26 protein-coding genes are annotated in these 22,475 nt (G+C 39.2%); 12 read left to right on the forward strand and 14 right to left on the reverse strand.

What is annotated here, in order from left to right; genetic code table 11:
- Window positions 1-139: 139 nt before the first annotated feature.
- Entirely contained in the window at window positions 140-1,435 is a 1,296-nt protein-coding gene (locus tag PG766_RS13570) for a tyrosine-type recombinase/integrase (protein WP_006859611.1), read from the reverse strand.
- An 86-nt stretch (window positions 1,436-1,521) separates the two neighbouring features.
- Complete coding sequence (locus PG766_RS13575; RefSeq protein WP_015529844.1) at window positions 1,522-2,151, reverse strand: helix-turn-helix domain-containing protein; 630 nt, start codon at window positions 2,149-2,151, stop codon at window positions 1,522-1,524.
- Window positions 2,152-2,322: 171 nt separating this feature from the next.
- Here PG766_RS13575 and PG766_RS13580 point away from each other — a divergent pair, with 171 nt between their 5' ends.
- The 8 genes from PG766_RS13580 to PG766_RS13615 all read left to right on the forward strand — a co-directional run bounded on the left by PG766_RS13580 (window position 2,323) and on the right by PG766_RS13615 (window position 10,611).
- Window positions 2,323-2,553 (forward strand): helix-turn-helix domain-containing protein, encoded by a 231-nt coding sequence (locus tag PG766_RS13580; protein ID WP_004843519.1) that lies wholly within the window; start codon window positions 2,323-2,325, stop codon window positions 2,551-2,553.
- A 140-nt stretch (window positions 2,554-2,693) separates the two neighbouring features.
- Window positions 2,694-3,008, forward strand: a complete 315-nt coding sequence (locus PG766_RS13585) for a hypothetical protein (protein ID WP_006859613.1) — start codon at window positions 2,694-2,696, stop codon at window positions 3,006-3,008.
- Between the two features lie 327 nt (window positions 3,009-3,335).
- Window positions 3,336-5,057, forward strand: coding sequence for a MobA/MobL family protein (locus PG766_RS13590; RefSeq protein ID WP_270591020.1), 1,722 nt, complete (start codon window positions 3,336-3,338; stop codon window positions 5,055-5,057).
- Complete coding sequence (locus PG766_RS13595; protein ID WP_006858470.1) at window positions 4,996-5,742, forward strand: DUF6040 family protein; 747 nt, start codon at window positions 4,996-4,998, stop codon at window positions 5,740-5,742. The genes PG766_RS13590 and PG766_RS13595 overlap by 62 nt, the downstream gene beginning before the upstream one ends.
- A gap of 108 nt (window positions 5,743-5,850) precedes the next feature.
- On the forward strand, window positions 5,851-6,519 hold the full coding sequence (locus tag PG766_RS13600; protein ID WP_006858428.1) for a response regulator transcription factor: 669 nt from the start codon (window positions 5,851-5,853) through the stop codon (window positions 6,517-6,519).
- Window positions 6,516-7,529, forward strand: a complete 1,014-nt coding sequence (locus PG766_RS13605; protein ID WP_006858429.1) for a sensor histidine kinase — start codon at window positions 6,516-6,518, stop codon at window positions 7,527-7,529. Before PG766_RS13600 ends, PG766_RS13605 begins: the two co-directional genes overlap by 4 nt.
- A gap of 111 nt (window positions 7,530-7,640) precedes the next feature.
- A complete protein-coding gene (locus tag PG766_RS13610) occupies window positions 7,641-8,408 on the forward strand; it encodes an ABC transporter ATP-binding protein (RefSeq protein WP_006858430.1) in 768 nt (255 codons plus the stop codon).
- Window positions 8,398-10,611, forward strand: a complete 2,214-nt coding sequence (locus PG766_RS13615) for an FtsX-like permease family protein (protein ID WP_006858431.1) — start codon at window positions 8,398-8,400, stop codon at window positions 10,609-10,611. Before PG766_RS13610 ends, PG766_RS13615 begins: the two co-directional genes overlap by 11 nt.
- 76 nt (window positions 10,612-10,687) lie before the next feature.
- On the opposite strand, the gene PG766_RS13620 is transcribed toward PG766_RS13615, so the two are convergent.
- Window positions 10,688-10,927 (reverse strand): DUF6061 family protein, encoded by a 240-nt coding sequence (locus tag PG766_RS13620; RefSeq protein ID WP_006858432.1) that lies wholly within the window; start codon window positions 10,925-10,927, stop codon window positions 10,688-10,690.
- A 325-nt stretch (window positions 10,928-11,252) separates the two neighbouring features.
- Window positions 11,253-11,585, reverse strand: a complete 333-nt coding sequence (locus tag PG766_RS13625) for a winged helix-turn-helix transcriptional regulator (protein ID WP_008373705.1) — start codon at window positions 11,583-11,585, stop codon at window positions 11,253-11,255.
- 142 nt (window positions 11,586-11,727) lie between these two features.
- On the opposite strand from PG766_RS13625, the gene PG766_RS13630 reads away from it, so the two are divergent.
- Window positions 11,728-12,081 (forward strand): cupin domain-containing protein, encoded by a 354-nt coding sequence (locus tag PG766_RS13630; protein ID WP_117824071.1) that lies wholly within the window; start codon window positions 11,728-11,730, stop codon window positions 12,079-12,081.
- Window positions 12,082-12,187: 106 nt separating this feature from the next.
- Here the strand turns inward: PG766_RS13630 and PG766_RS13635 are convergent, their stop codons facing one another.
- The 4 genes from PG766_RS13635 to PG766_RS13650 form a co-directional block, all read right to left on the reverse strand.
- Window positions 12,188-12,334, reverse strand: coding sequence for a hypothetical protein (locus PG766_RS13635; protein ID WP_008373708.1), 147 nt, complete (start codon window positions 12,332-12,334; stop codon window positions 12,188-12,190).
- A gap of 47 nt (window positions 12,335-12,381) precedes the next feature.
- Window positions 12,382-13,098 carry an AAA family ATPase gene (locus PG766_RS13640; RefSeq protein ID WP_118198907.1) on the reverse strand — a complete coding sequence of 239 codons (717 nt, stop codon included), beginning with the start codon at window positions 13,096-13,098 and terminating at the stop codon, window positions 12,382-12,384.
- A 114-nt stretch (window positions 13,099-13,212) separates the two neighbouring features.
- Window positions 13,213-14,223: a helix-turn-helix domain-containing protein gene (locus PG766_RS13645; RefSeq protein ID WP_055057415.1), complete on the reverse strand. Its 1,011-nt coding sequence runs from the start codon at window positions 14,221-14,223 to the stop codon at window positions 13,213-13,215.
- A gap of 149 nt (window positions 14,224-14,372) precedes the next feature.
- The gene (locus tag PG766_RS13650) at window positions 14,373-14,561 is read right to left on the reverse strand and encodes a hypothetical protein (protein ID WP_005342828.1); all 189 of its coding nucleotides are present in this window, start codon (window positions 14,559-14,561) and stop codon (window positions 14,373-14,375) included.
- 314 nt (window positions 14,562-14,875) lie between these two features.
- Here PG766_RS13650 and PG766_RS13655 point away from each other — a divergent pair, with 314 nt between their 5' ends.
- Window positions 14,876-15,112, forward strand: coding sequence for a DUF6061 family protein (locus tag PG766_RS13655; RefSeq protein ID WP_002578301.1), 237 nt, complete (start codon window positions 14,876-14,878; stop codon window positions 15,110-15,112).
- A 133-nt stretch (window positions 15,113-15,245) separates the two neighbouring features.
- Here the strand turns inward: PG766_RS13655 and PG766_RS13660 are convergent, their stop codons facing one another.
- The 6 genes from PG766_RS13660 to PG766_RS13685 all read right to left on the reverse strand — a co-directional run bounded on the left by PG766_RS13660 (window position 15,246) and on the right by PG766_RS13685 (window position 20,596).
- Window positions 15,246-16,565, reverse strand: coding sequence for an MATE family efflux transporter (locus PG766_RS13660; protein WP_002595210.1), 1,320 nt, complete (start codon window positions 16,563-16,565; stop codon window positions 15,246-15,248).
- Window positions 16,555-17,013: a MarR family transcriptional regulator gene (locus tag PG766_RS13665; protein WP_009243743.1), complete on the reverse strand. Its 459-nt coding sequence runs from the start codon at window positions 17,011-17,013 to the stop codon at window positions 16,555-16,557. The genes PG766_RS13660 and PG766_RS13665 overlap by 11 nt, the downstream gene beginning before the upstream one ends.
- Before the next feature lie 155 nt (window positions 17,014-17,168).
- Window positions 17,169-17,918 (reverse strand): DUF6040 family protein, encoded by a 750-nt coding sequence (locus PG766_RS13670; RefSeq protein WP_009243742.1) that lies wholly within the window; start codon window positions 17,916-17,918, stop codon window positions 17,169-17,171.
- Window positions 17,857-19,578, reverse strand: a complete 1,722-nt coding sequence (locus PG766_RS13675) for a MobA/MobL family protein (protein ID WP_117535163.1) — start codon at window positions 19,576-19,578, stop codon at window positions 17,857-17,859. The genes PG766_RS13670 and PG766_RS13675 overlap by 62 nt, the downstream gene beginning before the upstream one ends.
- 328 nt (window positions 19,579-19,906) lie before the next feature.
- Window positions 19,907-20,221: a DUF3847 domain-containing protein gene (locus tag PG766_RS13680; protein ID WP_002578306.1), complete on the reverse strand. Its 315-nt coding sequence runs from the start codon at window positions 20,219-20,221 to the stop codon at window positions 19,907-19,909.
- Between the two features lie 144 nt (window positions 20,222-20,365).
- Window positions 20,366-20,596 carry a helix-turn-helix domain-containing protein gene (locus tag PG766_RS13685; protein WP_002578307.1) on the reverse strand — a complete coding sequence of 77 codons (231 nt, stop codon included), beginning with the start codon at window positions 20,594-20,596 and terminating at the stop codon, window positions 20,366-20,368.
- Between the two features lie 175 nt (window positions 20,597-20,771).
- Here PG766_RS13685 and PG766_RS13690 point away from each other — a divergent pair, with 175 nt between their 5' ends.
- Both PG766_RS13690 and PG766_RS13695 read left to right on the forward strand, forming a co-directional pair.
- On the forward strand, window positions 20,772-21,401 hold the full coding sequence (locus PG766_RS13690; protein WP_009243739.1) for a helix-turn-helix domain-containing protein: 630 nt from the start codon (window positions 20,772-20,774) through the stop codon (window positions 21,399-21,401).
- A gap of 160 nt (window positions 21,402-21,561) precedes the next feature.
- The coding region (locus PG766_RS13695) for a tyrosine-type recombinase/integrase (RefSeq protein ID WP_270591030.1) at window positions 21,562-22,475 on the forward strand (914 nt) is incomplete at its 3' end.

Raw genomic sequence — 22,475 nt, forward strand, 5'->3', positions numbered from 1 at the left:
CCAAACTTGAATTTATATAATTATTCCTCTAACTTTCCCTATTTTACAGGCTTTCCCGCCTGTTCATTAGTGAAATGATATGTAGTTTCCCTTATTTTTGCCCTTATGAGATAATCACAAGGGAAATAAGGGAAATTTTTTAGTCATTGCCTACCACTTTATCAAGAAGCCGAACCGATTTTCGTTTCGCATCTCTTGTGGAGTGAGCATAGACGTTCATTGTGGTACTGACATCTGAGTGTCCCAACAATTCCTGTACATCTTTTGGGGCTGCTCCATTTGCTAAAAGGTTGCTTGTATAGGTGTGACGTAACTGGTGGAAATGAAAGCCTTCAAATCCCTCTAATGCTTTTGCCACCTTTCTGCATACCGTCCCCAAAGTAGTCGGAAGTTCCAGACAACCATCCGGTCTTAAGCAGACAAAAGAAATTTCTTTATAATCTGCCGGGACTTCCTGCGTTCTGTCTAAGCAATAATATTCGTAGTACACTCTGTTTTTCTCTTTGACCTCTTTGTAGTAGTTCGTGTGATAAAGTTCTTCGTACTGCATTCGATTTTTTAACTGCTCTTTCCGGGCATTACGGAAAATCTCTACCAGTGTATCTCCAAAATCAACAACCCTTACTTTTTTCCGCTTGGTTGGTCCGATGATATATTTGCGCTTTGAGCCATCATATCGGATGCTGCGTCTTATGGTAAGGCATTGTTCTTCCAGATTTACGTCCTGCCATGCCAAACCACAGGCTTCTCCAATACGAAGCCCGGCATAATAGGCTATCTGGATTGGAAGTATTGCGGCTGGGTTCTTTTTTTGCAGATAAGCAAGCAGTCTTTCATAATCTTCTCGTGAAATTGGTTGGACATTTCCGTCCATATCCTCATCAGAAAACAAATCCACTTCATCCGTCTGATACCGCAGTTTAATATACTGCATAGGATTGAACGTAATATACTGCTTTGGAAATACTGCAAAGCGGAATGATTGCTGCATGACTGCGGAAAAAGAATGGATGTAATCTTTGCTGTAACCCTTTCTCTCTTTTCCATCGGGATGAACTCCCCCGAAGGAAAGCAAATCGAAGAAAGATTGCAAATGTTCAGAGGTTACATTTTTCAGTTTACGTTCTGCCAATGGGTGTTTCTTAATATTTCGGATTGTTCCGAGGTAATTCTCCACCGTACCATTGCTGAGCGTACCTGTTTTTAATTCCTCCTCTGCCCACACATCCAAAAGCTGTCCGACTGTGAGATTATCCGCTTTGGCAACAAATTTCTTTTTCTCATAATCATCCATTGCCTGACGGAGCAGTTTTTCAGTTTCACTTTTGCTTTCTGTTCCAACGCATTCTTTCTGAACAAGATTGCCGCTTGCGTCCTCTACATAGAAGCGGTAGTACCATTTCTTTCCTTTTTTTCTTACAGATCCTTTTGCCATAATCGTATGTCTCCTTTCGATATTAGACAATCGGAACTGATGAAATGCTTCGTGCGTGTAAGTATATCATAACTCCGGTTGTCTTACTATACCGATTCGGAATCTTCGTATAAGACTTCTGATAAAAGATTTGCAAGCCTTTGTTCTGCTGTTTTTGGTTTCTTGGAATAGAGCCTTACAATGTCTGCCATCTCATTAAAAGCATTGATGGTATGAGTGATTTCCCTTAAGAACATAATCTCATTATATTCCTCATTCGATTCAAACCCTATTGTTTTGGCAATATCCGTCTGACCAGCATTTCCCTTGAAGTTTTTGCAGGCGAACTGGAAGGAATCCAAAAACAGACCATATTGTTTTAACATCAGCAGTAATAAATCTTTTGAAAAAGCATCTTCTTCTTTGGTAAGGGCAAGCGGTAACTGTTCCAGAATATCTCCCATCGCATCACGAATCTGTAATTCTCTCTTATCCGTAATGTCGGTTTCATATTCATCTGTTTCCCCTTTGAGCCATTCCACAGATACATGGAGTGCTTCCGAAAGACCTTCCAGCACCATTTTTTTCGTATTGTCAATCGAACCATTCTCATAACGCAGGATTGTAGAAGCGGTAACTCCCATCTTCTCTGCGACATAAGGCTGTGTCAGATTCAATTCCAGACGGCGCTGTTTTATTCTGCTGCCTATCAGCTTGCGTAATTCTTTATCTTTCATGCTGACTGCCTCCTTTTTCGGTATGTATGAATTATAGCATTGTTTTTCCGAAATTGCAATATGCAATGCAATATTTATTTTTAACATTTCGTAACGCTTGACAAAAAGATGTGAAAAGGATATACTTACATCACAGGAATTGCATAATGCAATTTATAAGGAGGTGATTATATGACGCAAAGAAAAATTGCATTATCCATCGAAGAAGCTGCCGACTATACGGGAATCGGCAGAAACACCTTAAGACAACTTGTAGAATGGAAGAAACTTCCGGTATTAAAGGTTGGTCGTAAAGTCCTGATTAAAACCGATATTCTGGAAATGTTTATGGAAGCGAATGAAGGTCGTGATTTGAGGGATAGAGGAAATGTAAAAGCCGTAACAAGAACTGCGGCAAATTAAAAAGGCGGCTTCCCAAGAAACCGCCAAAGGTTCTATCAGACCGAAGCCATGATATACCTACACGCAAGAAGATTATACCATGTGCTTCTTCTGATACGCAACCAAGAACTTATGTTTGTGAAGGAAAGGAGAATGTAAGAATGGCAAAATCAACAAAAAGTTATGAAGCACGAATGCTTGAAATGGAAAAGAAAGAGCAGGAAAGCCTTGAAAAGGCGAAACGATATGCGGCACAGAAGAAAGAACTTCTGAAGCGAAAGAAAGCCGAAGAAAGTAAAAAACGAACCCATAGGCTCTGTCAGATTGGCGGTGCGGTGGAATCCGTTCTCGGTGCGCCTATTGAGGAAGAAGACATCCCAAAGCTGATTGGTTTTCTGAAAAGGCAGGAAGCCAACGGGAAATTTTTCTCAAAGGCAATGCAGAAAGAAGTCAATACCGATATGGAGGAAGTGTAATGGCGGAGGGGATGAGTTTTTCATTCCCTTCATTGCTTTTTCATGAAGGGCGCACTTATGGACAACCAGAGGTCGTCCCAATAAGTTTGCCACAAGTGGCAACCGGTCTGCGTTCACGCTTGCCGGGCTCGTTCCGTCGGCGGGGCTTTCAGCCAGACCTGCTCATGCCGCAGGAGGCACTCTTCGCCAGAGAGGCGCATTCCATGCAGGCTGCTATGCGCAGGGCACTCTTACGCAGAGGGCGTTCCGGCAATGCTGCTTTTCCTAAAACCGAAAGCAATGTTGCCGGAAATCTATGCCGGATGTGCAGAAAGGAGGAATCCAGACATGGCGATTTTTCATTACACAGTCAAAATAGTCGGACGAAGTAAAGGGAAATCTGTTATCTCCGCTTCCGCATATCTCAATGGGGATGTGATGAAAAACGAGGAAACCGGGAGAATCAGTTATTACACTTCTAAAAAAGAAGTGGTCTACACTCGGCTGATGATGTGTGAAAACGCACCTCCTGAATGGCAGATAGTACCAGAAGAAAATATAAAACGCTTTCAAAAATCTGTCCGATACAAAAGATCAGAAGATAAAGAAGCTGCTTTAGAAAAATTTAAAATCACATTTCAGAAACAAAGGTTATGGAATGAGGTATTGAAGATTGAAAAAAATGCAGATGCCCAACTTGGCAGGTCATTTGAATTTGCCCTTCCCAAAGAATGGAACAGACAGGAACAAATTCAATATACAACTGACTATATTCAAAAAACTTTTGTAGATAGAGGAATGTGTGCTGATTGGAGTATCCACGATAAAGGGGATGGCAACCCCCATGTCCATCTGCTTCTGACTATGCGTCCTTTTAACCCGGATCATTCTTGGGGAAAGAAAGAAGTCAAGGATTGGGATTTTCTCAGAGATAAAAACGGAAATATCGTGATTGATGAATCCCATCCGAACTGGTGGCAGGATAAGAAAAACCCTGACCGTCATGGAATCCGTATCCCTGTATTAGACGAAAACGGAATTCAGAAGATGGGTGCAAGAAACCGCCTGCAATGGAAACGGGTGCTGACCGATGCTACCGGATGGAACAATCCAAAAAATTGTGAACTGTGGCGGAGTGAATGGGCAAAGGTGTGTAATGAACATCTTCCTTTGCATAATCAGGTCGATCACCGTTCTTATGAAAAACAGGGAAAACTCCAGATTCCTACCATCCATGAAGGCGCTGACGCAAGAAAGATTGAACAAAAGTTTCTTGCCGGGCAGGAAATAAAAGGTTCGTGGAAAGTAGCGGAAAATCAAATCATAAAACAACAAAACACGTTATTGCAAAAGATACTGGACACCTTTGGAAAAGTATCGGGTGCATTATCATTATGGAAGGAGCGATTAAATGACATTAGAAGAAAGCCGGGAAATTATACCCTTAATGGAATCCATGATTGGGCAAATCGAAGAACAGCAGACCTTAATGGCAGAAATGATTCTGGAAATGCAGAACCGGGACACCCAACTCTCTCTTATGCAGGAACAGAATCAGAAATTGCAAAAATTAAACAGCGAGTTATCCGAGCTGCTCAACATTTTGCCAAATACCGAGGAACTGCTTTCCAAGATGGAAGAACAGAAAACGAAGATAGAACTTTTGGAAAACGAAAATCAGCAATGGCAGAAATTGGTACAGAAGCTGAACAGCGAAAACAGTTTATTACTGAAACAGAACACCGAATTGCTGAACTGGAACAGCAGATAGAGAAAGGACGTGATATAGATGAACGAATCCAGAGAATCAAAGAACGCCGAACAGTTGGAAGAACTTCTCCTCTTGACCGAGGAGATACAAGAAGAACTGGAACAGAAAGACCAGCTTATCGTGGAACTAAAGACGCAGCTCAACGAATCTCTGACCTTGAACGAGAAATTAAACAAAGAGAACAGAGCCGGGAATATTCAAGCATTAAAGAACGACTTGAAGCTAGCAGACAGAGCATTGCGGAACGAGAAAGAGAAGCTGCGAAGCGCAAACGTCACGATAGGGGAATGTCAAGATAAAATACGATGCTTAACACAACAACGGGATTATGCCCGGACACATCAGAAAATCGTAGAGATACCGGTAGAAAAGCCGGTACTCTATGAAAAATGTGAAGCCTGTGACCGGACAGACTATCAGAATGCAAAAGCAAAATACGAAACACAAAAAGAGCGACTTGCAGGACAATATAAAGCAAAAACGGTAATGTTCCAAACAACCTTGTTCCTTCTTGCATGGTATTCGCTGACAACCACTCTTTTTCAGGCAGTACAGTCAGATGTGCTCCTTTCCGATTGCAAATCATTCTTCCATGATGCAGCGTCATTCATACAAACTTTTATCGGTTGGACGATTGAGGTCGGGCAATCTGTGGCACAGATTAGCACAAAAATTCCAAATCCTTTTATAGCCGGAATGGTATATTGGATATTGCTAATATTGATTGTAGGAATATGTGTGGCAGGAACAGGGATACTGGCGATACTGATAGAAATAAAGGTTATAGAATTATATAGGGAAAAGTGTTGGGATGTCATTACTCTACTGATGATACTGACAAGTGCTGCTGTCATCATTTATTTTGGAGAAGCAATCAAAAAAGCACTGTCAGTAAATCTTCTATTGCTTTTTGTACTTTTGCAGGGCGCATATGTTGGACTTAGGTGTTATTTAGAATCGTACCTTGAGAAAAGAAACTATTAAGCATTTTTTACAAAGCTATGTACAAAATCATTCTAAAATTCCCATTCAATAATACGATTGAGAAAACCTCTCTGATACAGTATAATAAAGTGTCAGGGAGGTATCTCTATGAAGGAAAAAATACTAATCATTGAAGATGATTTTACGATACAAACACAGCTTAAAACTCTTTTGTCTGGGAATGGATATGAAGTATTTGCAGTTACGGATTTTTCCAAAACAATAGAGCAGTTAAAAGAAGCTGCGCCACATCTGGTTATTCTGGATATAAAACTTCCGGGGAATAACGGTTTTGAAATATGCTCGGGGATTCGCACCTTTTCAGATATTCCGATTGTATTTGTAACAAGCAGCAATACAGATATGGACGAACTGAACAGCATTATGCTGGGTGGAGATGCGTTTATCACAAAGCCTTATAATCCCGCTATTCTTCTTGCTAAAATTGCTGCATTGTTAAAGAAAGCCTACCGTTCCCCTCAAACAGAAATTTATATGTGGAGAGAAGCTACCCTGCATTTGGAGAGTAGCATGATAGAGTACAAAGGACAGAAAGCAGAATTGACAAAGAATGAATTGAAAATCCTCTACTACCTTTTTAAGAACTCCGGAAAAATCTGTTCCAGAAATGATATTGTGGATTTTCTTTGGGACAATCAGCTTTATGTTGATGATAACGCCCTAAGTGTCAATATTACCCGTATTCGCGACAAACTGGCAGCAATCGGACTTGTAGATTTCATTAAAACAAAACACAGGCAAGGATATACATTATGAGTGGAAAACAATATTTGAAAAATCAACTCCCCGTTATTTTAATCAATCTGCTGGGTATGCTTGTCCTTGCTTTGTTCCTGATTGCAAGCGATAATCCTATCCAAACAGTCCTGTTTATTTTTGCAGTCTGGTCGATTGTCCTTGTTTTATCTTTGCTGGCATTTTATTTCTCACGAAAAAAATATCTGAATAAATTGCTCAATATGACGGAGCAATTAGAAGAACGATATTTATTGCCGGAAATCATGCAAGTGCCGGAAAGGGCTGATGAACAGGTTTTTTACCAGATTATGAAAATGGCTGAAAAATCTATGTTGGAACGGATTGGCGAAGTACAGAGGGAACGCAGGGAATATAAAGAATACATTGAACAATGGATACACGAAGTAAAAACACCAATTACAGCGATGAAGCTGCTGTGTGAGAATAACCGTTCTCCCTTTTCCAGAGAGGTATTGGCAGAGTTAGAGAATATCAACCAATATACAGAACAGGCACTTTACTATGCCCGGAGTGAACACGCTGAAAAAGACTATTCTGTCCGTGAAGTCAATTTATGCGATGTTGTGCATAGTGCAATCGCAGATAATAAGTATCTTTTGCGTCAAAGCAATATGTCAATTCAGATAGACGATATAGAAACAAAAGTTTATACCGATGAAAAATGGGTGCGGTTCATCTTAAATCAGATTATCGGTAATGCAATCAAATACCATGCAGAGCAGCCTATTTTGCACTTTGGGGCAACAAAAACGAATGACAAGATTGTGCTATCTATCAGCGATAATGGGATAGGTATTCCTAAAAGTGATTTACCCCGTATTTTTGAAAAAGGATTTACAGGTCAGAATGGGCGAACCGGGAAAAATTCTACTGGAATTGGCTTATATCTTTGCAAGCGTCTATGTGATAAACTGGGAATAGGGCTTACTGCTTATTCCGAAAACAGAGGAACAACGATTTCACTTATCTTTCAAATGAATGATTTTATTATCGGAGTGCAGGGCTGACAGGTTCTGCACTTCTTACATTTTTGTAAGAACTGTGTAAGAAAACTTGATACAAAAAATGAGATACTCCATTTACAATAAAGATATGGAACAGTTAAGGAGGTTTATCAGATGAATACGATTTTGAAACTGGAACATATCCAGAAATATTATGGCAATGAAGGGAATATTACCAAAGCCATTAAAGACATTAGCTTTTCTGTGGAAGCTGGGGAATTTCTCGGAATTATGGGTGCGTCCGGTTCTGGAAAGACAACGCTGCTCAACTGTATTTCTACGATTGATACCGTAAGTGCAGGGCATATTTTTTTAGATGGAACAGATATAACGGAAATCAAACCAAAATCCCTTGCCCGTTTTCGCAGGGAGAATTTAGGGTTTATATTTCAAGACTTCAATTTGCTGGACACATTGACGATTTCAGAAAATATTGCACTGGCATTAGCAATCAACAAAGTCCCTGCCGGGAGCGTAGAATCCCGCATTTTGGATATAGCCGGAAAGCTGAATATCAGCGATATTCTAAACAAATATCCTTATCAGGTATCCGGCGGACAAAAACAGCGTTGTGCTTGTGCAAGAGCAATTATCAACAACCCGAAGCTCTTACTGGCAGATGAGCCGACAGGGGCATTAGACAGCCATTCCTCACAAATGTTGCTGTCTACCATTCAAAGTATCAATGAACAGCTTAGGGCGACAATTCTTATGGTAACTCATGACGCTTTTACCGCCAGCTATGCCAACCGTATTCTTTTTTTGAAAGACGGAGAAATCTTTATGGAACTGCGCAAGGGCAACGACAGCAGAAGTGCTTTTTTTGATAAAATTCTGAATGTCCTTACCATGATCGGAGGGGGACAAAGCCATGTATGCTAAACTTGTTTTCAGAAATGCAAAACGGTCTGTAAAAGACTATCTGGTCTACATTGTCACAATGACAATCTGTGTTACCTTGTTTTATGCGTTCTTGTCTATTTCCAGTAGTTATTATAGCCCGGATATAGGCAGCGAGTATGATTTTACTCTGTTAAGTGACGGAATGAAAATTGCAATCTGCATGATAACATTGCTGTTGTTATTTTTGATACGGTTCGTCAATCATTATATGCTAAGACGGAAGCAAAAAGAGTTTGCTGTCCAGTCCATTATGGGAATGGAACAAAAAACTATTGGCAGGATTTTCTTTGCAGAAACACTGATTATGGGTATGTTTTCCATTTTGATTGGTATTTTTTGCGGTGTATTTTGCTCTCAATTCATTACCGCAATGCTCCTTACTGCTTATGGAGAGCCTTATGAAATCTCATGGACATTGTTCCCGGACACCGTTTTGCTGACAGTGATATTTTTTGTGGTAAGTTTTTTTGTGGTAGGAGTTTTCAATACACGCACAATCAAAAAAACAAAAATTATTGATATGCTTTCCGCAGAGAAAGAAAATGAGCCAGAATTGAAAAAGAGCCGATTCATTCCTGTCGTAGTAATTCTGTTTTTAATGTTTACTTTATGGGAATTGTTTTCAGGAATACAAAATGTCCGATTTTATTATGACTCCCGCTTTGTTTTCCCGGTGAAAATCATGTATTGGGGAAATATTTTGCTCCCTGTTGTTACATTAGGCTGGGCGGCATTATGGATGTTGAAAAAGAAAAAAATTGCTTTTCAAAAGTTGATTGATGGGCTGCTTATTTGTTCTGTATTGCACGCCTTTTTAGCAGCAAGCGTACCTGCTCTTACCAATCAATACTATTTGCCTTTACATGGTGGAATACTGAATCAATATCTGGTATTTGTATTGATTGATTTGCTCTTCTTTATTTGTGCATTGATTTATCTTGCCAGCAGCTTGATTGTAGCATGGAAAGTAAAATCGCCGGAACATAGATACAAGGGAGAAAACCTGTTCTTTTTCGGGCAAATTATATCAAAACTAAATACAACCAGCAAAACAATGACGCTGATTTGTATAACCCTTGTCCTTGCAATCTTCATGTTTATTGCCGCCCCTATTTTGACGGGCTGGGCTTCAGGTTATTTGGATATGCGCTCTATGTATGATGTGCAGGTATATTCAAGATATAATGACGTATATGAAGAAGAAAATCTGCCGCAAGACAGTTATGAAATCATTACTGAGTTTCTGACAGAACACAAAATAGATACAGTTTATGATTGCACGTTCAATCTATATCTGCCAGAGAAAGACGATTTTCACAACAGACAGAAATATGATTTTCCGATTGTAGCAATTTCTTTGAGTGATTATAACACTATACGGGAAATGCTGGGTTACGAACAGATTTCTCTGGAGGAAGATGAATTTACAACACAATGGAAAGCAATCGCCACCGAGGAAGAACGGGATAGCTTTTTGAAAGAACACACCAGCATTATGACAGACGCAGGAGAATTGACTCTTTCCGGGCAGTCCTATTATGAGGATCCGATTGGAGAAACAGCGTACAATTCCTATACAAATGTATTGTATGTACTTCCAGACAATATTTGTGAAAAGCTGTTGCCAGTAATAAAAAACCGATATATTACAACAACGGAAAATATCTCCTATGAAAATGCAAGGAAACTGGAAAAACTTTTTACAGAGAAATATCCCGAGCAGGCAGAAACCGGGGCTATTTATGGCGTGCGTTTTAGCACACTGCAAATCAATAGTTCCATAGCAAATAACTTTATTTTACAGACTGCAATGATTTATGGTGCTGTCGTACTGATGGTTATATGTCTTACCGTACTTTCTTTGCAACAACTCTTAGACGCAGGACAATATAAATATCGCTTCTCTGTACTCCGAAAATTGGGGGCGGAAGAAAAGCATATCGGAAAACTTATCTTGCAACAATTAAGTGTTTGGTTTGGGCTTCCAATTATCACAGCAATCATTGTAGCTGCTGTTGTAATAGCTTACTTTATCCAAACCATATCAGCAGAAATTTCAGCCTATATTGGGTTTAGTACATTGATGTTACAAATAGGGGCAACAATGGGGATTTTGGTAATTTTATTGATTTGTTACTTCATAAGTACATGGATTATTTTTAGGCGCTCTGTTAATCCATAGAAAATATGTAATTATTGCATTTCGCACATTCTTTAAAGAGGGATAGCACTCTTAATGAACACTATCCCTCTTTCACTTAATAAAGTTCTAATGAATCTTCTGCATCCACCCACATCTGTAAATTGCCCTCAAGATATAATCTTGCATATTCCAAAGGCTCATCCACAGCTAATGAAGTAAGTGCACATTCTGATCCATATGTGGTTTTTAAATCTTTTTCAGCTTCCCAGCAGTCAATGCGAAGCATATATCCAGCACTTGTGTAAACATCAATACTATCGTGATTTATGTTGTATTCTGCATAAATTGTTCTCATCGTATCTTATCTCCATTTTCTTTTGATAATCAGTTATAGAGTTAAATATCGAAAACATTTCAATCAGTTCACCATGTCGTTATTGTTATATGTTATACTGTGTTATGAAATTTTCTTTCCCTTAATTTTTCCCATATTAAGGTTCATGAAAGCTAATGGGAGAATGTAACACAAGGGAAAGAGTAAGGGGAAGTACACTTGCTACAAACTTAGTATTTTCAAGGGTTTGCGAAGAATTTGATAATCAAATATAACAGTTATTAAATTTCCTAAAATATGTGAAATATCAACTAGAATTGTTCAAGCTTTTCAAATACTAACGTCCTTAATTCTGTTCAATAATTGATTTATAGTAGTTACCAAAGTCAGCAAGTGAATTAACAATTGGAAGCATTTTTGTTCCGAGTTCCGTTAAGCCGTATTCAACTCTCGGTGGCTGCTCATGGTAATCGTGGCGATATGCCAGCCCATCACTCATCATTTGTCTTAAACTATCTGTCAAAACCTTTTGTGAAATACCATCTATACTTCGTTGTAGCTCATTGAATCTCCATGGACGCTCTTTCAAGTTACGCAAAATCAGCAGTTTCCATTTTCCTCCGATAAGAGATACTGCTGTTGCAACTGGGCATTCCGGTAATTCTTCTTTTGCTCGCATAATTCTCACCTCCGAGTCTATTGTAACACATTCATTTTTGAGTGTACAGTTACAAAAAGGTGCGTACTTGTTTTTGTATGTGTCTCACACTATACTAATACCAAGCAACCAGAAACTACAAATTAACTATGGAGGTACTATTATGGCAAATTACACAAAAACAACTATTGGAAAGGAAAACCGAATTGAGCTGCATGAAAAGTTGTCTTTAACAGGTGCAGAAATCAGTTTAAACGAACTACCTGCAGGAGCAAATGTCCCGTTTGTTCATTCTCATAAAGAAAATGAAGAAATCTATGGAATTCTTTCAGGTAACGGCAAAGCCATAATTGATGGAGAAGAAATTAACCTTTCAACTGGAGACTGGCTAAAAATCGCACCTGCTGCAAAGCGTCAGTTTTTTGCATCCGATATTTCTGGAATTACTTATATCTGCATTCAGGTAAAAGAAAATTCTCTGGAACATTTTACAGCAGAGGATGCCGTAATCGGCTAATTAAAAGTATTTATTTACAAAAATGCACAGTTCACGATAAGCTAAGAACTGTGCATTTCTTTTTTGTTCAATATTACGTTTACTCAATTTTTCAAACAAGAAGTTATCAGTGATTATCTTTTAGAAAACAGCCAACTACAGCGACGCCAAATCCAAGAACACCTAGGACATATCCCCAAAAATTATTTGTTGTCACAGCAATTCCTAAAGGTATTATTGCAATCCCCAATAACTCAATCTTAATTCCTTTCATCGCAAATACCTTCGTTACAAACTTGAAATTGTCAATTTCTTTATTATCTAATCTGTTAGTAATCTATCCAACAGCATCTGCCTGTTGTTTATAAACATTTCTGTTACCTGGTAGCTTTCTGTATCCTCATATTCGCACAGATGTATGCGTCCATTATCAAAACAATAGATATCTGCATCTGGTATTCCTAACAAAATCGGCGAATGCGTAACTATAATAAACTGTGCTCCCTCTTTTGCACAACTATATATTTGCATCAACAATGTAAGCTGTCTCTGTGGGGATAATGCAGCTTCCGGCTCATCAAAAAGATACAAGCCATTTGGATGCAGATTGTTCTGCGCCAATGCGAGAAAACTCTCTCCATGTGATTTTTCATGATATTTGGCAGAAGGATGTGCGAGATCTGCATATTCTTCTTCCTTCGTTGCAACATTATAAAAACTTTCAGCCCTAAGAAAATACCCCCACTTTTCCTTCCGATAACCTTTGGAAATTCTTATCGCATCACACAGCTCTGAATGTGTATCATGCGTAGAAAAAACATAATTCTTTGTTCCACCTTCAGGATTAAAACCATGTGCTACGGCAAGTGCCTCCAATAAAGTTGATTTACCACTGCCATTTTCTCCGACAAAAAAGGTGATTGCTTTGTTGAAATCAAGTTTTTGAATCCCCTTAAAAGCCTTAATTTTCTTTAAATAACTATCGTTATCAATTCTATTCCAATCGAATATTACCCCTTGTAAGAATTGATCATTCATCTAATCACCTTCCTGTAAAAGACACTTTCTAATCCACCAATCCTTCGTTCTAAAGAACTCGGTCAACTGGAATTTCTGGATGCGTATAATATGCGAAAAAAACTTAACTCCATCTTAAATATAGTGCTGAGTTTCACTGCCATTCTTTAACACCATTTTCACCACACCAAGCAATGCTGCAAACAAAACACCAGCAACCGGCCATACAATCCATGTAATATCCCAGCTCATCGTCCAGAAGCTCCATGCAAGGTAAATCGCTGTAGTCAAGCACCAATATACACCAGAAAACGTGTCAGTCTTTTTCTTAAACAGTTTTTCTTCTTTTGTATATTCGCCTTCCTGAAGAAGGGTATCGTAACTGCTTTTTACCATCCCAACACGAACCAACAGATTCACTCCTATTGCAAGTATGAATAGCAGCAATCCAACGGAAAGGCCGCAACAATAGTCAGACGTTTCCATGGCTCCGGCAATAATTGTCGGAATCACTGCCAGTATACAAAGCACTACCCCAACAGCTGTTCCTCTGATAAAAATCGGTTCATAGGAATCTTTTTTTTCTCGTACTATTCCAGATACACCATACTCTGTTTCAAAGCATTCTTTTTCAAAATGTTCCATATGTGATTCTCGCATTCCATATGTAATAAACAAAAAGACGGCTGCCGCAACCATTCCAAGCAAAAAAACACATCCAAATACTGTTGCCAGAGATTCCGAAACATGAAATACGCCATCTTCTGCCATTGTCACAAGAACAATCAATAATATTGGACTTGAGATACACATACTTGTTGCGTTTGCCACTACTTTGGATCCATTTCTTTTCATGTCAAGAAATTCATTTGCATTCTCCATAGTTACTTTTTTCAACGGTTCTGCATAGCTTTCAGTACTTTCGTGATAGGTGATATTTTCTGCTTTCATTTCATCTTTTAATAGGTAATCTGTACTAACACAAAATAGCTCCGACATCTGTAAAATTCTTTGCAAATCTGGAACAGCTCCTGCACTTTCCCACTTAGATACTGCCTGTCTGGATACGCCCAACTGATTGGCTAGTTCTTCCTGTGACCATCCATTCTTTTTTCTTTCCTCTGTAATCTTATCAGCTAAAATCATTTTTTTCTCCTTTTGCAGATTTTATGAGCTCAATATAACAGTTTTGCTGTTTGCATTCCACCATTTCAGGCTGTAAATCTGTCAACCAGCAGTTGCAAATCACAAAAGAACTCTATGAATTCCGATTTTCCAACAATACAAGCAGGAAATTATTTATCATCTGTATTGTTTTCCTTTTTCTTATGAGTCGAACCCAAGCAAAGAAATGAAGAACCAAGACATAACCATACTATAGCCATAGAACTTTCATTTCCACTCGTAAAGCCAATAGCTGACGCTATGAAAAACAGAACTGATGCAATGTAAAATAAAATTGATTTGTTTATCCCTTTTTTCATAAATAAGAATCTCCTCCAAATCCCGATTGAGATTTCACCTGTTTTAAGAAATTTAATAACTGTTATATTTTATTATTAAATTCTTCGCACCCCCTTGAAAACACTGGATTTGTCGCAGGTGAGCTTTCCCTTATTATTTCCCTTGTGTTATATCGTCCCATCAGTGTTTATGCACTCTGATAAGGGCAAATACAAGGGCAAGAAAAATCTATAAGACAGTATAACACAAAATAAAAGTGACATGGTGAACTGATTGAAATGCTTCTTAATTTTTGCTACTACTGATTGATTAAATGATAAGGAGATGGGATACGATGAGAACAATATTTGCAGAATACAATCCACAGTGCAACAGCATTGATGTATATACTAATACGGGCTATATACTCCGTATTGATTGTTGGGAAGCAGAAAAAAATTTAAGAACCACACCTGGATCTGATTGTGCTTTGACATCGCTTGCAATCGATGAGCCATTAGAATATGCAAGGTTATATCTTGATGGGAATTTACAGATGTGGGTAGATGCTGAAGATTCATTAGAGTTATGATTATTCCAATCAAAATCTACTAGAATTTATTAAAAATTAGCTTCATAATTTTAAAAGGACAGCCCTATTGCTATGAGGCTGTCCTTAAAAATACAATAGATAAACCTAGATTATTCTTGCTACTATCTGATTGTTAAATTTTCTGTATTCCATATTGCAAATCTCCCTTTTCGCAATATTTTATTAGTATGAATGCCAGAATCGCTGAAAAAACACGTGCCAATACCGTACTCCACCATATCATAATCTGTCCACCAAATAAAGGTGGTAAAACAAGCATAAATATCAGCATCAATACTGGTTCAATGAATGTAAGAATGTATGACAATCCACTTTTTTCAGTAGCATAAAATCCAGCTGTCGCTATTCTGGTAATCGCAACAAATGGTAATGACACTAAAAATATAGGTACAATTTTAGAAATCTCAATACTTACTTCATAAGAAGCTCCGAAAACCCCTCCAATATTTGCTCTGTTTACATACATGATAATTCCACCACAAACAGCAAGAATTATTGCAAAAATGTATGCCATTCTCTGAACTCCTCTCAGGCTTTCTTGATCCTTCTCACCATAAAAACGGCTCATTAAAGGTTGACTTCCATCACCTACGCCCTGCAATATGAGATATATGATACAGATAATATAGGATACACATGCATAAGTTGCAATAGCTTTTTCTCCCCCATAAGAAGCGGAGAATCGGTTTATAAACACCAATGAAATATTAGGAGTCAATGCTAGCCCAAATGGTGCAAGACCTACTCTGAATATAGCGCCACACATTTCTTTTACATTTTTTAAGGATACATACACATAAAACTTTTTATTATATAATGCGTATATGATTGCAATTGCTGCAGTCACACCCTGTCCGGCTATTGTAGCTGTGGCTGCACCTTTCATGCCCATTTCATATATCCATACAAAGATAAAATCCAGAACAATATTGGTTATGAATCCACCAACCATCGCAAACATTGACCAGAAAGAGTTTCCATAATTTCTAATGAATGGCATCATTCCAGTTCCAAGAATCTGCAATATTGCTCCAAGTGCTATAATTTTGATATAATCTGTCGCATTTGTTAATATAATTCCATCTGCTCCAAGCAATCCTAAAATTTTAGACGAAAAGGAGTAAATAATTATGGTACTGATAACACTTACTATTACAAGAAGCCACCAGCTTGTAGCAATAAATTCTTCTGCCCGTTTTCCTTTCTTTTCTGCTGCATTAATTGAGTAATAAACAGCTCCTCCCATACCAATTCCTGTTCCAAGAGCCTGAATCAAAGCCTCAATCGGATATGCAATATTAATAGCCGAAAGTCCAGCATCTCCTATGGTATTGCCTACAAAATATCCATCCACTATCGCATATATTCCTGATAATGCAAATGCTATAATAGATGGAATAACATATTTAAAAAATAATGATTTATGATTCATTTTTCTTACAATCTCCTTCCTTGAAAAGTCTGATAAACAGCTCTGTATTATCATTAAGACTTTCTATATTCTCTAATCCCATTTTTTCGATTACATATATTTCTTTTGAGTGCAGTTTTTCTATGATATCTTTCGTATATTCCATTCCTGATTCTGTGAGGCATATCAGCTTATTTCTCTTGTCTGAATCATCAGATACCATATTGATGTATCCTTTTTTCTGAAAATCTTTTAGTATCGTATTTACCGTTTGCTTAGGTATATTCCATTTTTCACTTATCATTTTCTGCGTGCATCTTCCATTACTTTCATAAAATGAATGCAAAGCAAAAACTCCATTTGAAGACAGTCCCTGATCCTTTGACCATTCCTCATACATTGCTGTACATTCTTTCCATAAAGCATAATATCGTTGCAACTGTATTATCATATTATTATCTTTTCTCATCTTTTTCCTCCTTAAATTAGTACGAATCCGGACTTTTGTATTATAGTCCGAGTTCGTGCTAATTGTCAAGATTTATTTATATACTTTTTCTTTATATAAACAATCAATAGTCCCTTACTAAGGACAGGAAGATTATGAAATTTCCCTGTCCTCTTTTAATAATATCCTCGTTCTTCCATCCAGTCTTTCACATAACATCTGATTCCAATATAAATAATATGCGACAGTAATAGCAATACAATAAGATTTATCGGATTAGCGTTTTTAATCCATTCTCCAAAGTAAATTACAACAGCTGTACTCGTTATCGCTACCACGATACTGATGATATCCCAACAATATTTCCGGTAGATTTTTCCTACCTGATAACCAATCCCGATTATCAGCCACCCGGTTATTACGAATAAAATTGCCATGACAGTACCGGCAATCAGCCAGTACACAATCCCGGAAAGAATACTGTTAGGTATTCCACTGCTTAACTGTCCGAAAGAGTCTGCACCTGTCACAAACTCCCGAAATAAACTTCCCATTCCTTTTCCTAACGCACCGAAAAAGACGATACAGTCGTTAAGGAAAACCGGCGAAAGAATCGCAGTAAACAGTGTTGTTGTTATGCTGTACCATGCCAGTAGAAACAAGATACTTTCATAACCAATCGTCATATTTTTATATTTCTTTTCTAACTGGCTTTTACGGCTATCGCATTTTTCTTTTGCTTTCCGGTAAGCAGTACGGTCACATTTTTCACATTTCTCATAAGGCACTTTTTTCTCAACAGCTACCTCTACCGTCTTTTGGTGTGTCTGTGCATAAAGTTTTTCCTGCTCTGCTTTTTCATACTTAAATTTCCATGCCACGGCTTCTGCGTCGGCTCTTTTCCTGCTGTCTGTCTCGCTGGTCAATCGTTCCTCTGTTTGCCTTAATCTTGTCCGCAATGCTTCGATATTCTCGGCTCTGTTTTCGCTGTTCAATTTCTCGTTCAAGGTCAGCGATTCGCTTAGCTGCCTGTTTAGTTCCTGGATTGTCTGGTCTTTCTGATCCAGTTCGTCCTGCATCTGTTCGGTCATCAGCAGAAGTTCTTCCACCTGCCCGACGTTCTCTAAGTTTCTGCATTCGCTCATCGATCTCCCTCGCTTTCTCTATCTGCTGTTTAAGGTCAGCAATTCGCTGTTCTGTTTCTGCAATAAGCTGTTCTCGTTGTTCAGCTTCTGCGTTAATTCCTGCCATTGCTGATTCTCGTTTTCCAACTGTTCGATTCTGGTTTTCTGTTGCTCGATCTGTGAGAGCAGTTCTTCTGTATCTGGCAAAAGATTTAGCAGCCTGGATAATTCGCTGTTTAAGCTTTTTAAACTCTGGTTCTGCTCCTGAAAAGACAGGAGCTGCCTGTCCCGTTCCTGCAATTCCTGTACCATCTCTGCCATAAGATTCTGCTGTTCCTCGATCTGGTTTATCATTGTCTCCATCATGGGAATGACTTCCCGGCTTTCTTCTAATGTCACGCAATCGCTCCTTCCATTGTGTTAATGCACTGGATACTTTTCCAAAAGAAATCTGTATTTTATCCAGCAGTGCATTTTGTCTTTTTATGATCTGGTTTTCCTCTACTTTCCATGAAGTAGAGGATGTCTGTCCGTTTTGAAATTTCTCGTCAATTTTTCTGGCATCTGCGCCCTCATGGATCGTCGGTATCTCTAATTTTCCCTGCCTTGCATAAGAACGATGGTCAATGTGATTTTCCGTTTTCAAATGTGCATTACAGACGTTTGCCCATTCGCTCCGCCATAGCTCACAATTTTTCGGATTGTTCCACCCGGTAGCATCGGTTAATACACGTTTCCACTGTTTGCGGTTCCTTGTCCCGACTTTCTGGACTCCATTTTCATCAAGTACGGGGATTCGGATTCCATGACGGTCAGGGTTCTTTTTATCCTGCCACCAGTCCGGATGGGATTCATCCACCACAATATTTCCATTTTCATCTCTGACAAACTCCCAATCCTTGATTTCTTTGTTACCCCATGAGTGGTCTGAATTGAATGGTCGCATCGTCACCAGTAAATGCACATGGGGATTACCATCTCCTTTATCGTGGATACTCCAATCCGCACACATTCCCTTATCTACAAAGGTCTTTTGAATATATTCAGTTGTATAATCAATCTGTTCCTGTCGGCTCCATTCTTTCGGAAGTGAGAACTCAAATGACCTGCCGAGTTGTGCATCTGAACTTTTTTCTATCCTCAAGACTTCATTCCATAAACGCTGCTTCTGAAAAGTAAGTTTGAATTTTTCCAGTGCAGCATTTTGGTTATCTGCCCTTTTATATCGGACAGATTTCTGGAACCGTCTGATATTTTCAGCAGGTACATTCTGCCATTCCTGTGGTGCATTTTCACACATCAGCAGGCTGGTATAAACGACTTCTTTTTTTGAAGTATAGTAGCTGATCCTGCCTGTTTCTTCATTTTTCATCACATCGCCATTGAGATAAGCAGACGCCGATATGATGGATTTTCCTTTGCTGCGTCCAACAATCTTTACTGTATAATGAAAAATCGCCATGCTCCGTTTCCCCCATTCTGCCGTATCCGGCTTTGATTTCCGGCAGGTAACGTTTTTCCTAAAAGAAAATGGTATCTGCCGGAGCACCCTCTGCGTAAGAGTGCCCTGTGCATAACAGCCTGCATGGAATGTGCCCCTCTGGCGAAGAGTGCCTCCTGCGGCATGAGCAGGTCTGGCTGAAAGCCCCGCCGACGGAACGAGCCCGGCAAGCGTAAGCGCAGACCGGTTGCCACCTGTGGCAAACTTATACGGACGACCTCTGGTTGTCCATAAGTGCGCCCTTCATAAAAAAGCAATGAAGGGAATGGAAACTCCACTCCCTCCGGCATTACACTTCCTCCGTATTTGCAACTGGCTCTTTCTGCATTGCCTTTGAGAAGAATTTCCCATTTGCTTCCTGCCTTTTTAAGAAGCCGATCAGCTTTGGGATATCATCTTCCTCAATCGCAGAACCCAGTACCGATTCCACTGCACCGCCAATCTGGCAGAGCCTGTGTGTCCGTTTTTTGGTTTCCACATCTTTCTGACGTTTCTTCAGTTCCCGTTTCTGTGCTGCATACTGTTTTGCTTTCTCAAGGCTTTCCTGTTCTTTCTTTTCCAACTGGAGCATACGCTCCTCATAACTCTTTGTTGATCTTGCCATAAATATCATCGTCCTTTCTTTTTTTCCAAACATAAGTTTCCTGTTGTCTGTCAGACGAAGTACATGGTATAATCTGCTTGCGTGTAGGTATATCATGACTCCGGTCTGATAGAACCTTTGGCGGTTTCTTCGGGAACCGCTTTTTTAAGTTGAACCGTTTCTTGTGACTGCTTTCACATTTCCCTTATCCCTCAAGTCCCTGCCCTCGTTGGCTTCCATAAAAAGTTCCAGCATATCCGTTTTGATCAGGACTTTTCTCCCAACCTTCAATACCGGAAGTTTCTTCCACTCTACCAACTTTCGCAGGGTGTTCCTGCCAATTCCCGTATAATCAGCAGCTTCCTCAATAGATAAGGCAATCTTTCTTTGCGTCATATGACCACCTCCTTTCGAATTGCATTATGCAATTTCATTTGTGCTGTCAGTATAGCGTGTTTATATTGCTTTGTCAAGCATTATGAAATTTTGCTGCTTTTCTTAAAATTGCATATTGCAATATATTTTGTTGCGTGGTATAGTAATGACATACCGAAAAAGGAGGCACATCAGCATGAAAGATAAAGAACTACGCAAGCTGATCGGCAGCAGGGCAAAACAGCGCCGTCTCGAATTAAATCTGACACAGCCTTATGTCGCAGAGAAGATGGGAGTTACCGCTTCCACAATCCTGCGTTATGAGAATGGTTCGATTGACAATACCAAAAAGATGGTACTGGAAGGTCTTTCGGAAGCACTTCATGTATCAATTGAATGGCTCAAAGGGGAAACCGATGAATATGAAACTGATATTACGGATAAGAAAGAATTGCAGATTCGTGATGCGATGGGCGACATTCTCAAACAGTTTCCTCTTGACCTCAATAAAACAGAAGACGCTTTTTCTAAAGACTTACTGCTGTTAATGTTAAAGCAATATGAACTGTTTCTGGATTCGTTTCAGTTCGCCTGTAAAAATTACAAAGGCAGTACCAAAGATGCGGACATTGCCAAAGTAATGGGATTTGAATCGAAAGATGAATATAATGAGATTATGTTTCTCAGGGAGATCACACATACTGTCAACGCATTTAATGATATGGCAGATGTTGTAAGGCTCTATTCAAAGAAACCGGAAGCGGCAGAACAAAGGCTTGCAAATCTTTTATCCGAAGTTATGTATGACGATTCTGAATCGGTATAGTAAGATAATCGGAGTTATGATACAATGAGCGCAAGCGAGTCAAGCTGTTTACAGATTTGACGAGCGGCGAATTGGCTTATGGACTTGTCCATAAGATGCCTACACGCAAGAAGCATTTCAGCAGTTCCGATTGTCTGATATCGAAAGGAGACATACGATTATGGCAAAAGGATCTGTTAGAAAAAAAGGAAAAAAATGGTACTATCGTTTCTATGTAGAAGATGCAAGCGGTAAAATGGTTCAGAAAGAATACGCCGGAACCGAAAGTAAAAGTGAGACGGAAAAGCTTCTCCGCAAGGCACTGGAAGACTACGAAGATAAGAAGTTTGTTGCAAAGGCAGATAATCTTACCGTAGGGGAACTTCTGGATATGTGGGCAGAAGAAGAACTGAAAACTGGGACACTCAGCAACGGTACAGTGGAAAATTATCTTGGTGCAATCCGATGTACCAAAAAACACCCGATTGCAGACCGCAAACTGAAAACAGTTACTGCCGAACATTTACAGGCATTTCTTGATCTGCTTACATTCGGTGGTGAGTTTCCAGACGGGAAAGTAAAAAAGGGATACAGCAAAGATTATATCCATTCTTTTTCCGCAGTGTTACAGCAGTCATTCCGTTTTGCAGTATTTCCAAAACAGTTAATCAGTTTCAATCCGATGCAGTATATTAAGCTGAAAAAGCAGGCAGAGGAAGTTGACCTCTTTTCCGATGATGAAGTGGAAGAAGGTACACAGCCGATTTCACATGAGGATTATGAACGGCTTATCCAATATCTGGAAAAGAAAAATCCACCTGCTATTCTTCCGATTCAAATTGCGTATTATGCCGGGCTCCGTATCGGGGAAACCTGTGGTCTTACATGGCAGGACATTAACCTTGAGGAACAATGCCTGACCATAAAACGCAGTATCCGCTACGACGGCATGAAACACAAAAATATTATCGGACCAACGAAACGGAAAAAAGTAAGGATTGTTGATTTTGGAGATACGCTGACTGAAATACTGAAAGCTGCCAGAAAAGAACAGCTCAAAAACCGGATGCAGTATGGCGAATTATATCACCGCAA

The organism is Coprococcus sp. LG101-27 (assembly GCF_027695515.1).
Lineage (GTDB): Bacteria > Bacillota > Clostridia > Lachnospirales > Lachnospiraceae > Allocoprococcus > Allocoprococcus comes.

Coding starts and splice junctions, on each gene's coding strand:
- PG766_RS13590 (WP_270591020.1), top strand. CDS start 3,336: ATGGCGATTTTTCATTACACAGTCAAAATAGTCGGACGAAGTAAAGGG.
- PG766_RS13665 (WP_009243743.1), bottom strand. CDS start 17,013: ATGAGAAAAGATAATAATATGATAATACAGTTGCAACGATATTATGCT.
- PG766_RS13625 (WP_008373705.1), bottom strand. CDS start 11,585: ATGCGAGCAAAAGAAGAATTACCGGAATGCCCAGTTGCAACAGCAGTA.
- PG766_RS13645 (WP_055057415.1), bottom strand. CDS start 14,223: ATGATTTTAGCTGATAAGATTACAGAGGAAAGAAAAAAGAATGGATGG.
- PG766_RS13630 (WP_117824071.1), top strand. CDS start 11,728: ATGGCAAATTACACAAAAACAACTATTGGAAAGGAAAACCGAATTGAG.
- PG766_RS13570 (WP_006859611.1), bottom strand. CDS start 1,435: ATGGCAAAAGGATCTGTAAGAAAAAAAGGAAAGAAATGGTACTACCGC.
- PG766_RS13650 (WP_005342828.1), bottom strand. CDS start 14,561: ATGAAAAAAGGGATAAACAAATCAATTTTATTTTACATTGCATCAGTT.
- PG766_RS13685 (WP_002578307.1), bottom strand. CDS start 20,596: ATGACGCAAAGAAAGATTGCCTTATCTATTGAGGAAGCTGCTGATTAT.
- PG766_RS13675 (WP_117535163.1), bottom strand. CDS start 19,578: ATGGCGATTTTTCATTATACAGTAAAGATTGTTGGACGCAGCAAAGGA.
- PG766_RS13680 (WP_002578306.1), bottom strand. CDS start 20,221: ATGGCAAGATCAACAAAGAGTTATGAGGAGCGTATGCTCCAGTTGGAA.
- PG766_RS13655 (WP_002578301.1), top strand. CDS start 14,876: ATGAGAACAATATTTGCAGAATACAATCCACAGTGCAACAGCATTGAT.
- PG766_RS13580 (WP_004843519.1), top strand. CDS start 2,323: ATGACGCAAAGAAAAATTGCATTATCCATCGAAGAAGCTGCCGACTAT.
- PG766_RS13660 (WP_002595210.1), bottom strand. CDS start 16,565: ATGAATCATAAATCATTATTTTTTAAATATGTTATTCCATCTATTATA.
- PG766_RS13640 (WP_118198907.1), bottom strand. CDS start 13,098: ATGAATGATCAATTCTTACAAGGGGTAATATTCGATTGGAATAGAATT.
- PG766_RS13575 (WP_015529844.1), bottom strand. CDS start 2,151: ATGAAAGATAAAGAATTACGCAAGCTGATAGGCAGCAGAATAAAACAG.
- PG766_RS13620 (WP_006858432.1), bottom strand. CDS start 10,927: ATGAGAACAATTTATGCAGAATACAACATAAATCACGATAGTATTGAT.
- PG766_RS13605 (WP_006858429.1), top strand. CDS start 6,516: ATGAGTGGAAAACAATATTTGAAAAATCAACTCCCCGTTATTTTAATC.
- PG766_RS13635 (WP_008373708.1), bottom strand. CDS start 12,334: ATGAAAGGAATTAAGATTGAGTTATTGGGGATTGCAATAATACCTTTA.
- PG766_RS13585 (WP_006859613.1), top strand. CDS start 2,694: ATGGCAAAATCAACAAAAAGTTATGAAGCACGAATGCTTGAAATGGAA.
- PG766_RS13615 (WP_006858431.1), top strand. CDS start 8,398: ATGTATGCTAAACTTGTTTTCAGAAATGCAAAACGGTCTGTAAAAGAC.
- PG766_RS13600 (WP_006858428.1), top strand. CDS start 5,851: ATGAAGGAAAAAATACTAATCATTGAAGATGATTTTACGATACAAACA.
- PG766_RS13690 (WP_009243739.1), top strand. CDS start 20,772: ATGAAAGATAAAGAACTACGCAAGCTGATCGGCAGCAGGGCAAAACAG.
- PG766_RS13610 (WP_006858430.1), top strand. CDS start 7,641: ATGAATACGATTTTGAAACTGGAACATATCCAGAAATATTATGGCAAT.